This is a genomic window from Psychrobacillus sp. FSL H8-0484 (assembly GCF_038005325.1).
In the GTDB taxonomy this organism is placed as follows: Bacteria; Bacillota; Bacilli; order Bacillales_A; family Planococcaceae; genus Psychrobacillus.
Genome location: NZ_JBBOSZ010000001.1, coordinates 2,390,100 through 2,405,561, shown reverse-complemented (window position 1 = coordinate 2,405,561; position 15,462 = coordinate 2,390,100). Strand labels below are relative to the sequence as shown.

The following is a 15,462-nucleotide window of genomic DNA, read 5'->3' as shown; positions in this document are numbered from 1 at the left end:
GTTTTGATTTTTGCTAAAATGTAAAGCCATTTTCAACAATAGGAGGAAACACACATGAAAGTAGTAGCAATAGTAGGAAGTATCCGTAAAGATTCATACAATTTAAAATTAGCACAACACGTACAAAACCGTTATGCAGATAAATTTGAGCTTGAAATTTTAAGCTTACGTGGAATACCAATGTACGATCAAGATATCGAATTAGATGCACCACAAATTGTACTTGACTTTAAAGCAAGAGTTAAAGCAGCTGACGCTGTTCTTTGGGTAACTCCAGAATACAATTCAACAATTCCAGGGGTACTAGGCAACGCAATTGACTGGATGTCTCGCGTGGACCGTTCAGTTAATGGTAAACCCTCGATGATCATGGGTGCTTCAATGGGTGCAATGGGTACAGTAAAAGCACAAATGCACTTACGTGACATTCTTTTCGCAAGTGGCTTAAACTCACCATTACTTCCAATGAATGAAGTATATGTTGGTGCAGCTCATACGAAATTTGATGAAGAAGGTAATCTTACAGACCAAGCAACTGTTGAGTTTTTAGATAAAGTTATTGAAAACTTCCTTAACTGGATGAAAACATTCGCTTAATATCGTGGAAACCTTATGCACCTATTGCATAAGGTTTTTTTGTATAAAGAATTAGATAATTCGGGCCGGTTGAGACTCCAGAATAATGGGGGAGGCGAGGATACGCATACAGCAGGAATGGAAAGTTTCCTCCCATCAGTATATGAAAACCTAGGTAACAATGGGAAGAGAAGATAATATAAAAGACTTGCCCTCAAAAAGGCAAGTCTTTTAAATTTGCTTATTATAAGCACTATCTCTTTTTCTTCTTACCAAGGTCTTTCGCGGCAGCTAGATTTTTAACAACTATTTTTTCAAACTCTACATGTACATGATAGATGTTTTCTTCCATCATCTTCACGCTAATAACTTTTCCTTTACGACCTTTAATTTTTAATTCCTCATCTACAGAAGGAATACGTCTCAAAGCTTGAATTAGTAATCTAGTATTATTTTCAAAAAAATGAATGGCAAACATTTTCTTATCCCCCTAATTCTCTATATTTAATTCCTAAAAGTTAGAATCTACTCATTTTATGATTATCATGGAGATATAGAACTTTAGAAATAATAAATAAGAGAGTAAAAGTATAAGTAATGTGATTAAAATTGTTATAAAACACATAAGTACTTAATGGGACTTAAAGAGAGCAAAGATTAAGGCATAAAGCACCAATCGTAGTTATGGTAGCCTTGTATTCTCCCAGGGTAAGAAAAACGCAAATGTGAGTTGTTGGAAATTGTGTATAACACAAGAGATTTTCTATGTCCAGCTGATAGAGTTAAGTCTATTAGTAGAACGTACGTGGGTAAAATTTAAACATAATAGATAGTTCACACGAGTATTGAAGCCAACGATCTTTTTTGAATACAAAATACAAATTTAAGCTAATTGGTATTAATAATAGTAGTAACCAACATTAAACATAAATTCACTTTACAAACTAAAATATTGAACCTCTAATTGTACTTGTTCTTAGTAATTGGTATTTATCTTTTACGCCGTTACTTCAATTAAATGTGCTGTTTCTAAGCGGCGACGTACGACAACGCCAAGATATGCAGCTAGTACTGCTTTTAATATGCCTACGATAATAAACGGTGCTGCTCCACCCATAAATGCTGCAGTCCACGTTAAGTCAGCTGCGATTTTTAACCAGGCTGTTCCGAGTGCTAATGTTACTATCATACCAATTATATTTGCCACAATAGCATGTGGAATTGTGATACCAAATTTTTTCATGTAAAGACCCATTATTACTGCTGATGGCAAGAAACCTACAATATAGCCGCCAGTTGGCCCAACCACAACCCCTAACCCGCCAGACATGCCACTGAATACTGGCATCCCTACTGCGCCAAGTAATATATATAATAATACCGATAATGTTCCTAATCTTGTGCCTAAAATTGTCACGATTAAACCGATTGCTAATGTTTGCCCTGTAATTGGTACGAGTGGTAACGGAATCGTCACCTGTGCGAGAATTGCGATAATCGCTGCACCAATTGCAGCTAATAAGTATTGATATGTATTTCCTTTTTTCAAAATGAACTGCCTCCCCTTGTTGTGTTAACCAAAATATTTTATTGGTTAACATGAAGATAAAGCAATTTAATAAGATTGTCAATCAGCTTTATGTTTTCAACCTTTAAAGAAATTTGTAGGGCCTTTTATTTTTAACAATAATACATAGTGTTTCCGATGTTGCAAATAAACTAAAACTCAGACCATGACATCCCCGTTGTAGGCATAATTAATGCCTATCTCAAAAGATCCTTTTCCAGAAAGTAAGGCTCCCTTCATAGGGTAAAGGGAGCCTTCGCTTTTTGATTAAATAAACATTCCTTTTATTATAAAGGTAACGCGCCTCTTTTTAGTTTAAAGCGTATTTATTTTATGGTGATGGGAGTGGAAGGCGGCGACTCCAGCGGGAAAAGCGCGTCCAGGTGAGACCCCGCAGGAGCGCACATAAGAACAAAGGCTAAGAACGCCACCTTGTGTGGCAACGCCTTTGTGACCAACATCCTGTCGGCCTGAGGAGGCTCACGGACCGAGTCCGCCTGCAACGGAATCTCCAAGAATTCCTCCACGAGCCCTTACATGGCACTGTACGATTTAATCGTGCCAAAAGATTATATGCTTTGCCAAATCAATGAACTGGTGGACTTTGTGTTTATCTTCGCTGAATTAAAAACAAAATACTGATTAGATACTGGTCGCAATGCGATTCCACCGATTCGCATGTTCAAATATCTATTATTGAAAGCGATTTTTGATGTATCAGATGTGGAAGTAGTAGAGCGTTCGAAATATGATAAGTCGTTTAAATATTTCTTAGAGATGGCTCCAGAAGATCCAGTCATTGATGCCAGTTCACTAACGAAATTCCTTCGACTTCCTCTGCAAGGTGCCACAACGATTATCGCCTTCAATCTGAAACGCATTTTGAAATTATTGAACGAAAAAGAGGGGAATTAGATAAAATAAATCCGGCAATTCCTGTTCAAACTTGAACAAGAAGTGCCGGATTTTTGTTTAAAAGAATTTACTGTTTTAAAAACGTAAGTTTTTCAGTGGCCTCTATCATTAGAAGGTACCTTTAGTAATCTAACCTATTTCGATGCTGGAGCTATAGTTGCTTCTGGTGTTGTTACCTTGTCATAAAAATCTACGAAATTATCGCGATCTTCGCTATTACGGTAAGCCATGGCGACACGTGGATGTTCATTAAGTACACCTGAGATCATGTAAGGGATAATATAACCCCATTCCCAATTTTGACGCATTTCTAACATATGCTTTTCAATGATACCAAGAACTGGCTTAATCTCATAACTAGGTTTTTGTATGTAGCTAACGAGTAGTTCTGTGTGACAATTACCAGCTGCACGCCCCATACCATAAACAGAAGAATCAAGGAAATTAACCCCATTTCGCATCGCTGTTAATGTATTTGCGAACGCTAATTGCATATTATTATGCGTATGAATACCAAGCTGTTTGTTAGGGAGCATTGCTTGGAATTTTTTTACTTGATGCTCAATATTTAAAGGATCTAAACTTCCGAAAGAGTCAACGATATAAACAACATCAACAGGACTTTCCAGCACCATTTCAAACGCTTCCTTAAGCTGGTGTTCAGGTACATTAGATAAAGCCATTATGTTAAGAGCAGTCTCATAACCTAAATCATGAAACATTTTCACAAGCTCCAAGCCTTTATCTACTTCGCGGATATAACACGCCACTCGAATCATATCTAAAACACTTTGCTCACGTGGTAGAATGTCATTTGGATCTACACGCCCAATATCTACTAGAGCAGATAGCTTCGTAAACTTTTTCTCAGGGATAATCTCTTTCAGGAAGTTATCGTCAAGAAATCTCCATGGATTAGGTTCAGTCGCTTTAAGAAGTTTAGGGGAATTTTTATAGCCAATCTCCATGTATTCAACACCAGCTGCACTTAGGCCATTATACAAGTCTTGAACAAATTCGACGCTGAAATCCCAATTGTTAACCAAACCTCCATCACGAATGGTACAGTCTATTATTTTGCTATTATGTTCCATAGTAGGCATTTCCTCCAGTTATTGATATCATTACTTACTTCTACGAAGTGACTTCTAATATTCGTTAGAATATTAGAAGTAATAATAATATTGCAATTTGATTTAATTTAAATAGTATGGCACATTTTACGAAAAAACATAAATACTATTTTATGCAACTTTTGCTTAACGATTTTGTTATATTGTGTAAGAAGAGGGGGGAGAAGCAATGTTTTTTCGGTATTACATCTCTCGTTGTGTCTAAATTGTGGACGTATGTGCTGGTTGAAACAAAAAAATCTTGAACTTTAGAATTTTTTTTTGTTATTTTTAAACAGACCGGCTCCCTTATTCACACGACTTTAATAAATTCGGTAAGAGTTTGGCAATCGTTTTTAATGGATCTGTTGATTTTTGCGTTAAACAAAGCATCATTGCACCTTCAATCGAAGCTGTCATCATCAACGAAATAGCGGAAGCTGATTCATTTGAAAAGCCTTCTGTTAGAAGTTTCGCACAGTAAATGTGTTGAATGTTTTCATATAGCGCACTACAAGCATTGCGGACAGGTTCACTCATCGTGGCCATTTCACTGACAATGCTGCTAAATGTATACCCAGTAATGGTACCGTCTTTTTCAAATTTGTGAATTAACGTATCAATCATTGATAGAGTAGCATCTATTGTCGATAGATGCCTACTGAAAATAGCTTCGATATCTGTCGTAATAGCTTCGTTTAATCCGTGTAAACAAGTAATTAACAGTTCTTCTTTTCCATTTGGAAAATGGTGATAAAGGGCTCCTTTAGTAACGTTACATGCTTTTAAGATTTCATTGAGTCCTACACTTTTGTAGCCTTTTTGCTGAAAAAGCAATGTAGCAGTATCAATCAATAGTAATTTTGTATCCATATTTGATGTATTTCTCCTAACATACCAACAGGTCTGTTTGTTAGTATAACAAATTTTAACATGTATTATAGTTTTTTATTTTATCAATCAAATCTGTACCAAATTTAGATGGTAAAAATTCTTTATTTGAAGGAGTTCATTCCAAATTTGGGGGAATTTTTATCATTTTTTGTGATAGTATGCAAAGATAAAATTCTTAAAATCGTTTGCAAATGAAGATATTTGTTTTTTAACCAGGATAATCCTACGATAAATTTGGAATGAGGGTCTGAAATTCTAATATAATTTAAGTCATATTTTTCACAAATAGTAATAGGAATTAATCCTACTATTTAGAAATAGACTAATGGTAAAGTAAGGGGTGAAGGAAACATCTTTAATCGTAAAAAAAGTACACCTTATATCGTTTCTGTTATTTTTACGTTACTCTATTATGGCATATTTTTATATTTATATCTTCATGATGTTATCGGTGGAGTTTCATTTGTCTTTTTATTATTGCTTAGCCTCATCATCTTATTAATTGTTCGCATTGTGCATCGAAAAAAGAATAGATATAAACGAAAAATCCCACTTTCTTCTTGCGTCATGCTCTTGCTGATTTGTTTCGAACTACCACTTATATTTTTTGAAGGATATACGCACAGGGTTTTTCTTTATAATGAACCAACAAACATATTCGTAAACTCAGGAATCTACTTAGTAGGGGTAAATAGTGTAGATTTTAAACATATGGAGAGCAAACAGTCCGTAGAGGACTCTTTAAACAAACAACATATACAATTCTTAGATATTATAGAAGTAACCAATTTTGATCTTTATGGAAGTAAAAACCGGCAATTATTGGATTGGCTTCTTCTTAAGAAAAATGACTTTGAACAAATGAGAGAAAGCGTGAATCATTACTTAGGCCAAGAAGATGCAACAATAAATGAATTTTTAAATAGAGATCATATTGGTGGAAATAGCGCAGGATTAGGTCTAGCGTTAATAGGGCTAATTATAAGAGGTGATTTGCAAAATGATTTATCTTTTGCAGTTACTGGGGCAATTAGTAAAACGGGAGACGTGTTACCAATAGGTCTTATCAAAGAAAAAATACAAATTGCTGAAGTATCTGGTTATTCCTATATGATTATACCGAGTGAAAATGCGGAAGAAGCAGCAATCATTCAAAAGGAACAAAACATAACCATGCAAATTTTTGATGTGTCTCATATCGATGAAGCAGTTCAAATGATCAATGAGTTGAACGATAAAAATAAATAAATATAATTTTCATAAGATCTGCTTCATACCCATGTACATGAATGAGTTGTTCTAAAACTTCATTGAATTATTTATGGGAACACTTGATGGGTAGGTCAAATAGGGGAAGGTTCTATGAAAAAGAGAAATCTAATCTTTGTTTTTTTAGTATTAACAGGTTGTTCTAGTGTCGAAGGTTATATTGTCGATAAAGAAGATGGTAGAATACTCATAGTTAATCCTGAACCAATTACGTATGGTGAATCAAAAAAATCCAATGAGCATTATGATGCGGTTTGGGTATCTACAAATGATAAGAAATATGAATTGGGACAAAAAGTGAAAGCATATTACAACAATATTGAAGAATCCTATCCTGGACAAGCTAGATCAAATCGCATTAAGGTTTTAGGTTCTAATAAACCGAATAAAGCAGATTTATCAGAGCAAGATGTCATAAAATTATTGTTAAGTGAACAGGAAGAGTTATTGGTACCTGCAATACAAAAGATAAATTACTCAGCCGAAAGTGATAATTGGGATATAACTGTTATAACTGACGGCGAAGAATTATATTTCCAAATAGAAGATGAAGCATCGCGAGATGAGTACTAGTCTCGAAACCTGCTCTCTCCTTCCATCATTATCAACATTCTCGACTTAAATGAATAAAAAGAAGGCCTTTAAGAGACATTACTTAATTTCTAATGAAGCTCCTATTGCTAGTTTTAGATGTTGTACAATTAAAGTTCCATAATTATTAATTCCAATAATTAGATGTGATATTTGAGTTTTAATATCTAAACAAGACTCTATCTATTTATTTATTGTTAAATGGTAGCTTGATATAAAAGAATCATTGGAGGACCAATAGTATTTGTTTCACTTGCCTATAAGAGAAAATTAATCCAATTGGATGATGTGCTTTTGGATACAGGTTACTTAGTTGAAGGCTGACAAAAATATATTGTAGTTAGCTTTAATTATGCCAAATAAAATATGAGGGTTTCAGGTGAAAAATGAAAACATATAAGTTTATTAAAGACTACAAAAACAACAATAACTATCGGGTATCATTTAACAATCTAGCTAAAAAGACCTTTGGTATTGATTTTGAAGAGTGGTATCAACAGGGCTTTTGGAATGAAAACTATATATGCTACAGCTATGTTAATAATAATGAAGTAATTTCTAATGTTTCGCTCAATACAATGGAACTGATCATTGATGGGAAAATACAGAAGGCTATCCAGATTGGAACGGTAATGACTGATCCTGAATTTAGAAGACAAGGATTAGCATACCAGCTGTTAAGTAAAGTACTTGCAGATTATGACCATCTATATGATTTATATTTTTTAGCAGCTGATGCTGAGGCAGTACCTCTCTATCAAAAATGTGGTTTTACGCACAATGATGAGAACCAATGTGTTATTGATCTAAAAGGATACCAGCTTATCGATGAACCGTTAGAAAAATGCATTGTTCCACCAAATATGATGCTAGAAATTAAAAAACAATCTCAACCTCACTCAAATATTTTATCCGCGCGAGGCGATGAGCATGTTCTGATGTTCTACTATACATTAGGTTTTAGGGACTTAGTCCATCGACCGCAGGATGATGTTTATACTATTTTTAAAATTGATGGAGATCAGCTGCATCTATATGACATACTGTCACCGAGGAAAGTAAATTTACAGGAACTTGTTGAGCTAATCACTCCGAAGAATGTGAAAACAGTAGTCTGTCACTTTACACCTGATCAACCTATTAAAAATTTAAAAGTAGCAGTAGATACATCTAGCAATTGGATGATCCGGACAACCACTAACAAAGGCTTTCCGACGCTCGCCCGATTTCCTAGGATATCTCAAACATAAAACGATTAAGTAGACATAACCTCATTTCGATTCGTCACGGTGAACCGTATCACAATAAGTGAGGTTTTTTTACTTAATGTTAAATTATATGTTTTAAAAGAAAATTACTGAAAATTGAACAATCATAAATGATCTAACTAATTTAGTTAGGTCTATTTTTTATATAATGATTTTACCTATGGAAGCAGCGATAGGACAATCTGTTTCTACTTTTTAGTCTAGCATCAAACGTATTCAATATTGCATTCCGGAACTGACAGGTTTTGTTACTCTCTTATTTCGTATAGAGAAACAAAAGGAGAAGGTGGCAATCCTTCTCCTGTGTTTTGGTACTCTCTCTTAAATTTTGATATAGCTTCATTAATAAGAGCAAGCTGTATTCCTGCTTCATTAAATAGAAAAGAATGATTTTGTATTATTAAAAATGTGATAATAAACTTCATCAATTGTAAGCTTTTTTATTTCGGATATCGTTTTAATAGATTCTTTTATCATGGAGGGATGAGTCATCTTTCCGGTAAAAGGTCCTTCAAACGGCCATGGACCATCTGTTTCGACCATGATTTGCTGAAGTGGATAGGATTGAACGAGCTGTTGAATCTCCTCCTCATACAAAACATCGGGCGTGACAGAAATGTAGTACCCGTTTTCTGCCATTCGCAGGACCGTTTTGGAATCACCTTTGAACCAATGAAAATGGGCTTTTGAAACTGAATATCTCTCTAAAAGATCACAAACGATGGGGGCATCTTCATAAACAGCATGAAGGACGATAGGTTTTTCAAATTCCTTACTTAGTTTAATAAATGCTTCTAATAGTTCAATGTACTGGCTGCGTTGAAGAGTCGATAGTTTTTGTTCTTTTCTTAAATAATAAGGAAGCCCTACTTCACCAATTGCAACCATGTCATTTTGATTGCTCTTTATCCAACTGAAAAGATCATCCAATTGCTTCTCCGTAGGGGGTGTTTGCTCAGGATGATAACCGAAAGCAGGCTTAACCTTTGAGTATATTTTGGCAAGCTCTTTATTTTTTTTACTTGAGTCTAAATCAAAAGAAACGGATATTAGTGCTTCTAAAGATGAGTCTCTTTCAATGATATCCTTTATTTCTTGATCGTTATAATGATCTAAGTGAATATGTGCATCAATCATTTTTAGCAACTTAATCACTCTCCTGTTTTTTTGAGGGAATAGTAAATTTTCCTTTTCCATTCTAAGAACTCGTCTTCTAGAAATAGACTTTCCTCCCTTGGACGTGAAAAAGGAACGTGAAATTCGGCTGCCACTTGAGAAGGTTTATTGGATAAAACAATAATTCGGTCAGATAGAAATAATGCTTCTTCAATATTATGTGTCACAAAAAGGATGGTTCTTCGATGTCCTTCCCAAATCGATAAAAGCCATTTTTGCATATCAAGCCGTGTTAATTCATCTAAGGCTGAAAAAGGTTCGTCCAAGCAAATGATGGATTGTGGACTTAATAATGCTCGAATAAAGGAAGCCCTTTGCTTCATACCACCTGATAATTCATGAGGATACGCATTTTCATAACCCGTTAATCCAGCGATATCGATCATTTCTAATGCTGCTTCTTTTTCTTTTTTTCCTTGAAGTTCTTGCCCTAGCAATACATTCTCAAGGATCGTTCTCCAAGGTAGGAGAGAAGGGGTTTGTGGCATATAGCTAATAAACCCCCGTTTTCCGTTAATGACTTGATGATCTAAGTGAATGGTGCCTTTATCTGGTGAGAGGATTCCTCCAATAAGACTAAAAATAGTACTTTTCCCACTACCTGATGGCCCAATAATCGAAACAAACTCATTCTCTTCAACTGTGAATGCGAGATTCTTGATAACTTCATTTTTGTCAAATTGCTTAGAAATATTGGAAACCGTAAGATGACTCACTTCCATTTCGCCCCTTTCAACTGCCACCGAACAAGCCAGCGCTCAATAAGAACAATTATAGAAAAAAATAATAAACTTAATGTCACAATAGCAAATATAGCCACAAATACTCTATCTGTTCGAAAGGATGAAGAGGCGAGTGTCATATAAACACCGATACCATCCTTCGCTCCAAGCCATTCAGAAATAACTGCCCCCATAACACTGTAGGTAGCGGATATTTTCAAACCTGAAAATAGTGAAGGAAGTGCATAGGGAAGCTCCAGCTTCCAAAATAATTGCTTTTTCGACGCACCTGCCATAATCATGTAATGCTTTAATTCATTGGAAGTTTGCTTAAAACCATCTAATGCGGCAACCGTGATTGGAAAAAAGCAAACGAGCGTGATGACGATTATTTTTGGTAATAATCCAAAGCCAAACCAAATCACTAAAAGAGGGGCCAATACAATAATTGGAATGTTTTGTGAGATGATTAGTAACGGATAAATCGATTCCCGAATGAAAGGGAACAAATGCAATAAAATAGCCGTAAGTAAACCGATTAGTAAACCTAGTGCAAATCCGAGTAAGGATAGTTTTATGGTTGATAATAAATGTGGGTAAAAATTGGACCAACCTTCGAAACCTTCATAAAATATTTTTGTCGGAGTGGGTAAAAGCCAATCTGGAATTCTAAATTTAATCACAATCGTTTCCCATACAATGAATAAAAGGAGGAGAACCAGTAAAGGTCTCCACCCTTTCGATACGATTTTCATCATTATCTATATTTCTCCGTAAGCTGATCCATTAAAATGCCTGATGGTTGGTACAATACTTTTATTTGAGAGATAACGTTACTGCTTCCCATCTCAATCATGCGATCGTTCATTTTCGTGATAACCTGAAGTAATTGCTGTAAATCGCCTTCCATTGTTGTTTCGAGAGGGTGTACCTCAAATTTTACCCCGGACTCTTGTATCACTCGGATTGCTTCATCTACATACGGAATAACACTTTCGCCATTTTTTGTTTTTGGTATGATTTGAATACTGATCAGTGAATTTGTCATTTTATAACCCCTTATTGTGGTAAAAATTCATTTGTAAATGCTTTTTTGGCATCAAGCTTTTTCTCAAGCAGGCCATTGTCAAACATCCACGAAGCATAATTTTCCCATACTATTTGTTTTTGCTCGCCCCATCTTGGTGCATCATCTTGATATTTAGAGGCTAGCCATTCTTGACTTTTTTTAACAAGCTTTGGATCCAAGTCAGGCACTTCTTTAATTAAAATGTCGGCAGCATCGGATGGATGTTTAATAGAAAATTCATATCCTTTGGATGCAGCTTTTACAAAAGCTTTTACTGTATCTGGGTTTTCTTTAATCATATTTTCATTAGTTGAGAGAACTGGCGTGTAATAATCAAGTTTATCAGAGTAGTCTGTTAAATATACCATGTTGAGCTTTTCTCCACGCAGCTCTGCCTCTACACCAGTCCAACCATAATAAATCCATGCGAAATCGATGTCTCGTTTCACAGCTGTAAAGAAATCAGTATCTCCCATATTAACAAACGAGACTTTATTTACATCAGCATTCTCTTCTTGCATCAAGGAAGAAATAACAGATTTTTCAACAGGTGATCCCCAGCCCCCATATGTTTTACCTACAAAGTCTTTTGGTGTAACAATGTTCTTCGCAGCTGGTGAGGCAAAACCAGATGTATTATGTTGAATGATGGCTGCAATGGAAACAAGAGGAACATCTTGTATACGTGCCTGTGTGATTGATTCTTGATAGCTTATGCCAAACTCAGATTTGCCTGAAGCCACAAGCTGATCTGCTCCAGCATCACCCGGCATAATGATGTCCACATCTAATCCTTCGTCTTCAAAATAGCCTTTTTCTTTTGCCACATATAAACCGGTATGATTCGTGTTTGGTGTCCAATCAAGTACGACAGATACCTTTTTAAGAGAGTTTGTGTCTTTCTTTTTCGTTTCCGTTTCCGTTGCTGATTTCGGATTACTACAACCTGCAAGTATTAATAAAGAACATAATACAATTAACCACTTTTTCATTTCTAATCCTCCTATTTACATAATAAAAAGCACCCTAGGGGAGAACCTAGGGCGCATATAAGTAAACAAAGTTAATTGTTCAAGATAATGTTCCCTCCGCTGGTATCAACCAGATCAGGTTCTAAGAGTCAACATCTCAAGGATGTAATCTCAACCGGCAACACCGGTCCCCCCACAATTCTAACTATTAAATTATATTCCAAACTCATTATAACAGAATCCTTTATTTTGACTAGTGTAAAATATGGGAATTTGGTGAAGAGGGGTGAAAAGAAGAAATGATTATTTTAGAAGAGATTTTGATAATAGAGTGAGGTCTACTGGCTTGTAAAAAATAATAATCAAAAAAGATAGAGCAAGGCATATAAATGAACCTCACTCTATCTTTCTAAATGATTATCAAAATTTTAGATTACTGCACTTTAGTTGAAAGTAAGGAGTATACGTTCGTATCATACGGAACATTATTTTGATACATATAATTTCTAAGAACCCCTTCTTTTTCAAACCCTAATTTTTCTAACAACACATTGGATGCATTATTTTCAGTAAAAACAACAGCTCCAATTCGAGTTAAATTTAGCTCATTAAATCCGTATGATAGAACTTTTTTAACCGCTTCAGTGGCATACCCATTTCCCCATTGTGCAGGCAAAATTGCATAAGCTATTTCTGCTCTCTTATGCTCAGAAGACCATCCATGAAATCCAATGGTTCCAATAATTCCTTCTGTTCCTTTTATCTCAATTCCCCATTTAATCCCTTGTTTTTCCTTATAGCTATTTGAAAAATTCCTAACAATATTTTTAACTTGTTCTATATTTGTTAATGGATTTTGCCCATAGTAACGTAATACATCTTCATTTGAAAAGCAATTCAAAATCCCTTGTGCATCGTCTTCTATTAGTTCTCTCAAAATTAGCCTTTCTGTTTCTAACACAGGAAACATTCTCCCACTCCTTTTTATACAAACATATTATTGTTTACACATTATTACAACATTATTGTAATAATTATTTTTAGGATCAATACCAAAGTCTGTTCTTGATATTAAAATCTGGTTAAGAACAGCAGCATTGGCAATGTATCGGGAAAGTAACCGGTAAGAATTTAGATATGATTAAGATAGAAGTTCTACTCTATACTGCACTAGCTATACATTTGTCAAAAGCCTTGATTGTGCGGCTATTTAGCTTAATTAGTTGGCATCATTGATTATATTTGTTAAATACTAAACTAACAGTTGTTAGAATTTTCCGATAAATGTATAATGAACAAAAGGATTCCACTTGAATTAACACATATTCAAAGTGAAAGGAGCAAGTGAATGCAGATTAAAGAAGGACCTTTAGTGGAAACAACGGCAGGATGGATTGAAGGTATACGGTTATCGAAAGTGGATAAGTATTTAGGAATTCCCTATGCTGCACCACCGATTGGACAGTTGCGATGGAAGAGGCCGCAAGATGTGGAGCCTTGGGAAGGAGTATACAAGGCAAATGCCTTTAAGGAGCCCTCTGCGCAACCCGGTACAATTTATGGAACTGCAGATACTAGTCTGTATGGGGAACTTGTTGGTTCTGAAGATAGCCTTTATCTAAATGTGTGGACACCAGTTAGAGATGGTAGCGAAAAAAGACCTGTTTTAGTCTTTATTCACGGAGGAAGTAATACTCGAGGAACAGCGAGTGATCCGATTTATGAGGCTTCTCGGCTTGCAGAGGAGGCGAATGTGGTCGTAGTGACGATTAATTATCGTTTGGGATTCTTAGGGGCGTTTTATCACCCTGCACTACAAACAGGTGATGCTGTAAATGATTCAGGTAATTTTGTGACGCTAGATTTGATTAAGGGCTTGGAGTGGATAAAGCTCAACATCGGCAATTTTGGCGGCAATGCAAGTAATGTCACCATTCAGGGTCATTCTGCTGGTTGTATGAATGTTTGGGGACTTATTCATTCACAAATGGCAACTGGATTGTTCCACAAGGCGATTGCGATGTCTGGATATCCACTTCTTCGTTCGACAGTGAAGGCCGAAGAAGCTGCAGAGGCTTTGGTTACAGTATTGTTGTTGCAGGATGGGTTAATTGATTCATCCAAAATGGCAGAGCAATATAAGCGTACTATGGGAGCGGATGGTGTTCGTCGGTATTTGTTAGGTAAAACAACAGAGCAACTTATAAAAGCAGGAGCAGGGGTAAAGCAGATTTCTCATATTCGCGATGGGGTGGTATTGCCTTTAGGGAGTGATAAAGAATTACAAGTATCAAATGCAGTTCCGATGATGATTGGTACTGTTCGCAATGAAGCCAGTCTACTGCTTGTCTATGGTTATAAAGGTCAGAAGGAATTGTGGGAGCTATTTAATCATAATGAGAAAAATTATAACAGGCGAGCTTTCTTAAAGTATCCATCATATCTGTCTTATAAATTGAAATGTACAGTATTCAATAGAACCCTTTTCTATTGGTTTAATAACAAGCTGATGCGAAGGGTTGCTGACATTCCAAAACCAATTTATCAATATAAGTTTACATGGGATGAGCTACCGTTACCTTGGGGAAAGGTATTTGGCACTTTTCATGGTTTGGATGTTATTTTTACGTTTGGGAACTTTTTAAGGGAAGTACCGAATTTAGGACGTTTTGTTTGGTCAAATGACAATCAAAAAAGCCGTGAAACACTCCATGCGGAGATTGTAAGTACTATTAAAGGTTTTATAGAAACAGAGAATCCTAATCTATACCGTCAAAAATCAGAAGAATGGCAACCAATAAGTAGCAATTCCAGAACTTATGTGGTTTGGAAGTAGAAATCCTCTTCCGTTGTTTTCCCCAAGAACTTCTTGGTTCTTTTATGATATTACTAGTTAGAGAATCGTAAGGAGAGAAACGATCATAGAAATCGGGAAAGTAGTAGATAAGAATATAAATACAATCAAAAAAAGAAGATACCTCCGATTGGTTACAGCTAATTGGTGGTGTCTTCTTTTGGGTAGAGATCTAAAGGGTATTATCCTATTTTTGGAGAATATTATTACATAAAAAGAGAGTAGCTGTATTAAGGGGAAGTTCTACATATAAGGCTATCGAGGAAGACATTTATAAAATCGAGTGGGGGTATTGAGTATTCTATATTCGATAAAGTGTTAATTAAAAAGGCATCGTATGCTGGTTTTCTTTAGGAATAAGAAAGTATATAAAATTTTATGCCAGGAACAGGTTAATTTCCGATCCAATTAACAGGTCAAATAAGAAAGACAATATGCTTCATACAATTTAATGAACTGGTTTACTTTCTTTTGCTTA

The 15,462-nt window shown here is 35.5% G+C and carries 15 protein-coding genes, 1 pseudogene and 1 riboswitch; of the genes and pseudogenes, 6 read left to right on the top strand and 10 right to left on the bottom strand.

Going from position 1 to position 15,462, the window contains the following annotated elements:
- The first annotated feature begins 54 nt into the window (after window positions 1-54).
- Window positions 55-597 (top strand): NADPH-dependent FMN reductase, encoded by a 543-nt coding sequence (locus MHH81_RS11610; RefSeq protein ID WP_340921315.1) that lies wholly within the window; start codon window positions 55-57, stop codon window positions 595-597.
- A gap of 232 nt (window positions 598-829) precedes the next feature.
- On the opposite strand, the gene MHH81_RS11605 is transcribed toward MHH81_RS11610, so the two are convergent.
- Both MHH81_RS11605 and MHH81_RS11600 read right to left on the bottom strand, forming a co-directional pair.
- On the bottom strand, window positions 830-1,054 hold the full coding sequence (locus MHH81_RS11605; RefSeq protein ID WP_340921314.1) for a hypothetical protein: 225 nt from the start codon (window positions 1,052-1,054) through the stop codon (window positions 830-832).
- A 519-nt stretch (window positions 1,055-1,573) separates the two neighbouring features.
- Entirely contained in the window at window positions 1,574-2,125 is a 552-nt protein-coding gene (locus MHH81_RS11600) for a biotin transporter BioY (protein WP_340921313.1), read from the bottom strand.
- Between the two features lie 555 nt (window positions 2,126-2,680).
- Here MHH81_RS11600 and MHH81_RS11595 point away from each other — a divergent pair.
- A pseudogene (locus tag MHH81_RS11595) lies at window positions 2,681-2,986 on the top strand (transposase); the annotation flags it as partial.
- 206 nt (window positions 2,987-3,192) lie between these two features.
- On the opposite strand, the gene MHH81_RS11590 reads toward MHH81_RS11595, so the two are convergent.
- Together MHH81_RS11590 and MHH81_RS11585 are read right to left on the bottom strand one after the other, a co-directional pair.
- Window positions 3,193-4,152: an aldolase catalytic domain-containing protein gene (locus MHH81_RS11590; protein ID WP_340921312.1), complete on the bottom strand. Its 960-nt coding sequence runs from the start codon at window positions 4,150-4,152 to the stop codon at window positions 3,193-3,195.
- 327 nt (window positions 4,153-4,479) lie between these two features.
- On the bottom strand, window positions 4,480-5,043 hold the full coding sequence (locus MHH81_RS11585; protein ID WP_340921311.1) for a TetR/AcrR family transcriptional regulator: 564 nt from the start codon (window positions 5,041-5,043) through the stop codon (window positions 4,480-4,482).
- Window positions 5,044-5,775: 732 nt separating this feature from the next.
- On the opposite strand from MHH81_RS11585, the gene MHH81_RS11580 reads away from it, so the two are divergent.
- The 3 genes from MHH81_RS11580 to MHH81_RS11570 all read left to right on the top strand — a co-directional run bounded on the left by MHH81_RS11580 (window position 5,776) and on the right by MHH81_RS11570 (window position 8,174).
- The gene (locus MHH81_RS11580; RefSeq protein ID WP_340921309.1) at window positions 5,776-6,312 is read left to right on the top strand and encodes a S16 family serine protease; all 537 of its coding nucleotides are present in this window, start codon (window positions 5,776-5,778) and stop codon (window positions 6,310-6,312) included.
- Between the two features lie 114 nt (window positions 6,313-6,426).
- Window positions 6,427-6,906 (top strand): DUF3221 domain-containing protein, encoded by a 480-nt coding sequence (locus MHH81_RS11575; RefSeq protein WP_340921307.1) that lies wholly within the window; start codon window positions 6,427-6,429, stop codon window positions 6,904-6,906.
- 404 nt (window positions 6,907-7,310) lie between these two features.
- On the top strand, window positions 7,311-8,174 hold the full coding sequence (locus tag MHH81_RS11570) for a GNAT family N-acetyltransferase (RefSeq protein ID WP_340921305.1): 864 nt from the start codon (window positions 7,311-7,313) through the stop codon (window positions 8,172-8,174).
- A gap of 390 nt (window positions 8,175-8,564) precedes the next feature.
- On the opposite strand, the gene MHH81_RS11565 is transcribed toward MHH81_RS11570, so the two are convergent.
- The 6 genes from MHH81_RS11565 to MHH81_RS11540 form a co-directional block, all read right to left on the bottom strand.
- Complete coding sequence (locus tag MHH81_RS11565; RefSeq protein ID WP_340921302.1) at window positions 8,565-9,338, bottom strand: TatD family hydrolase; 774 nt, start codon at window positions 9,336-9,338, stop codon at window positions 8,565-8,567.
- Between the two features lie 5 nt (window positions 9,339-9,343).
- Window positions 9,344-10,084 (bottom strand): ABC transporter ATP-binding protein, encoded by a 741-nt coding sequence (locus MHH81_RS11560; RefSeq protein WP_340921300.1) that lies wholly within the window; start codon window positions 10,082-10,084, stop codon window positions 9,344-9,346.
- Window positions 10,081-10,848, bottom strand: a complete 768-nt coding sequence (locus tag MHH81_RS11555; RefSeq protein WP_340921298.1) for an ABC transporter permease — start codon at window positions 10,846-10,848, stop codon at window positions 10,081-10,083. Before MHH81_RS11555 ends, MHH81_RS11560 begins: the two co-directional genes overlap by 4 nt.
- On the bottom strand, window positions 10,848-11,138 hold the full coding sequence (locus MHH81_RS11550) for a thiamine-binding protein (RefSeq protein ID WP_340921296.1): 291 nt from the start codon (window positions 11,136-11,138) through the stop codon (window positions 10,848-10,850). Before MHH81_RS11550 ends, MHH81_RS11555 begins: the two co-directional genes overlap by 1 nt.
- 11 nt (window positions 11,139-11,149) lie before the next feature.
- On the bottom strand, window positions 11,150-12,151 hold the full coding sequence (locus tag MHH81_RS11545) for an ABC transporter substrate-binding protein (RefSeq protein ID WP_340921295.1): 1,002 nt from the start codon (window positions 12,149-12,151) through the stop codon (window positions 11,150-11,152).
- A gap of 74 nt (window positions 12,152-12,225) precedes the next feature.
- A riboswitch (TPP riboswitch) is annotated at window positions 12,226-12,335 on the bottom strand.
- 228 nt (window positions 12,336-12,563) lie between these two features.
- Complete coding sequence (locus tag MHH81_RS11540) at window positions 12,564-13,100, bottom strand: GNAT family N-acetyltransferase (protein ID WP_340921292.1); 537 nt, start codon at window positions 13,098-13,100, stop codon at window positions 12,564-12,566.
- A gap of 378 nt (window positions 13,101-13,478) precedes the next feature.
- On the opposite strand from MHH81_RS11540, the gene MHH81_RS11535 reads away from it, so the two are divergent.
- Window positions 13,479-14,966 carry a carboxylesterase/lipase family protein gene (locus MHH81_RS11535; protein WP_340921289.1) on the top strand — a complete coding sequence of 496 codons (1,488 nt, stop codon included), beginning with the start codon at window positions 13,479-13,481 and terminating at the stop codon, window positions 14,964-14,966.
- Window positions 14,967-15,462 lie beyond the last annotated feature (496 nt).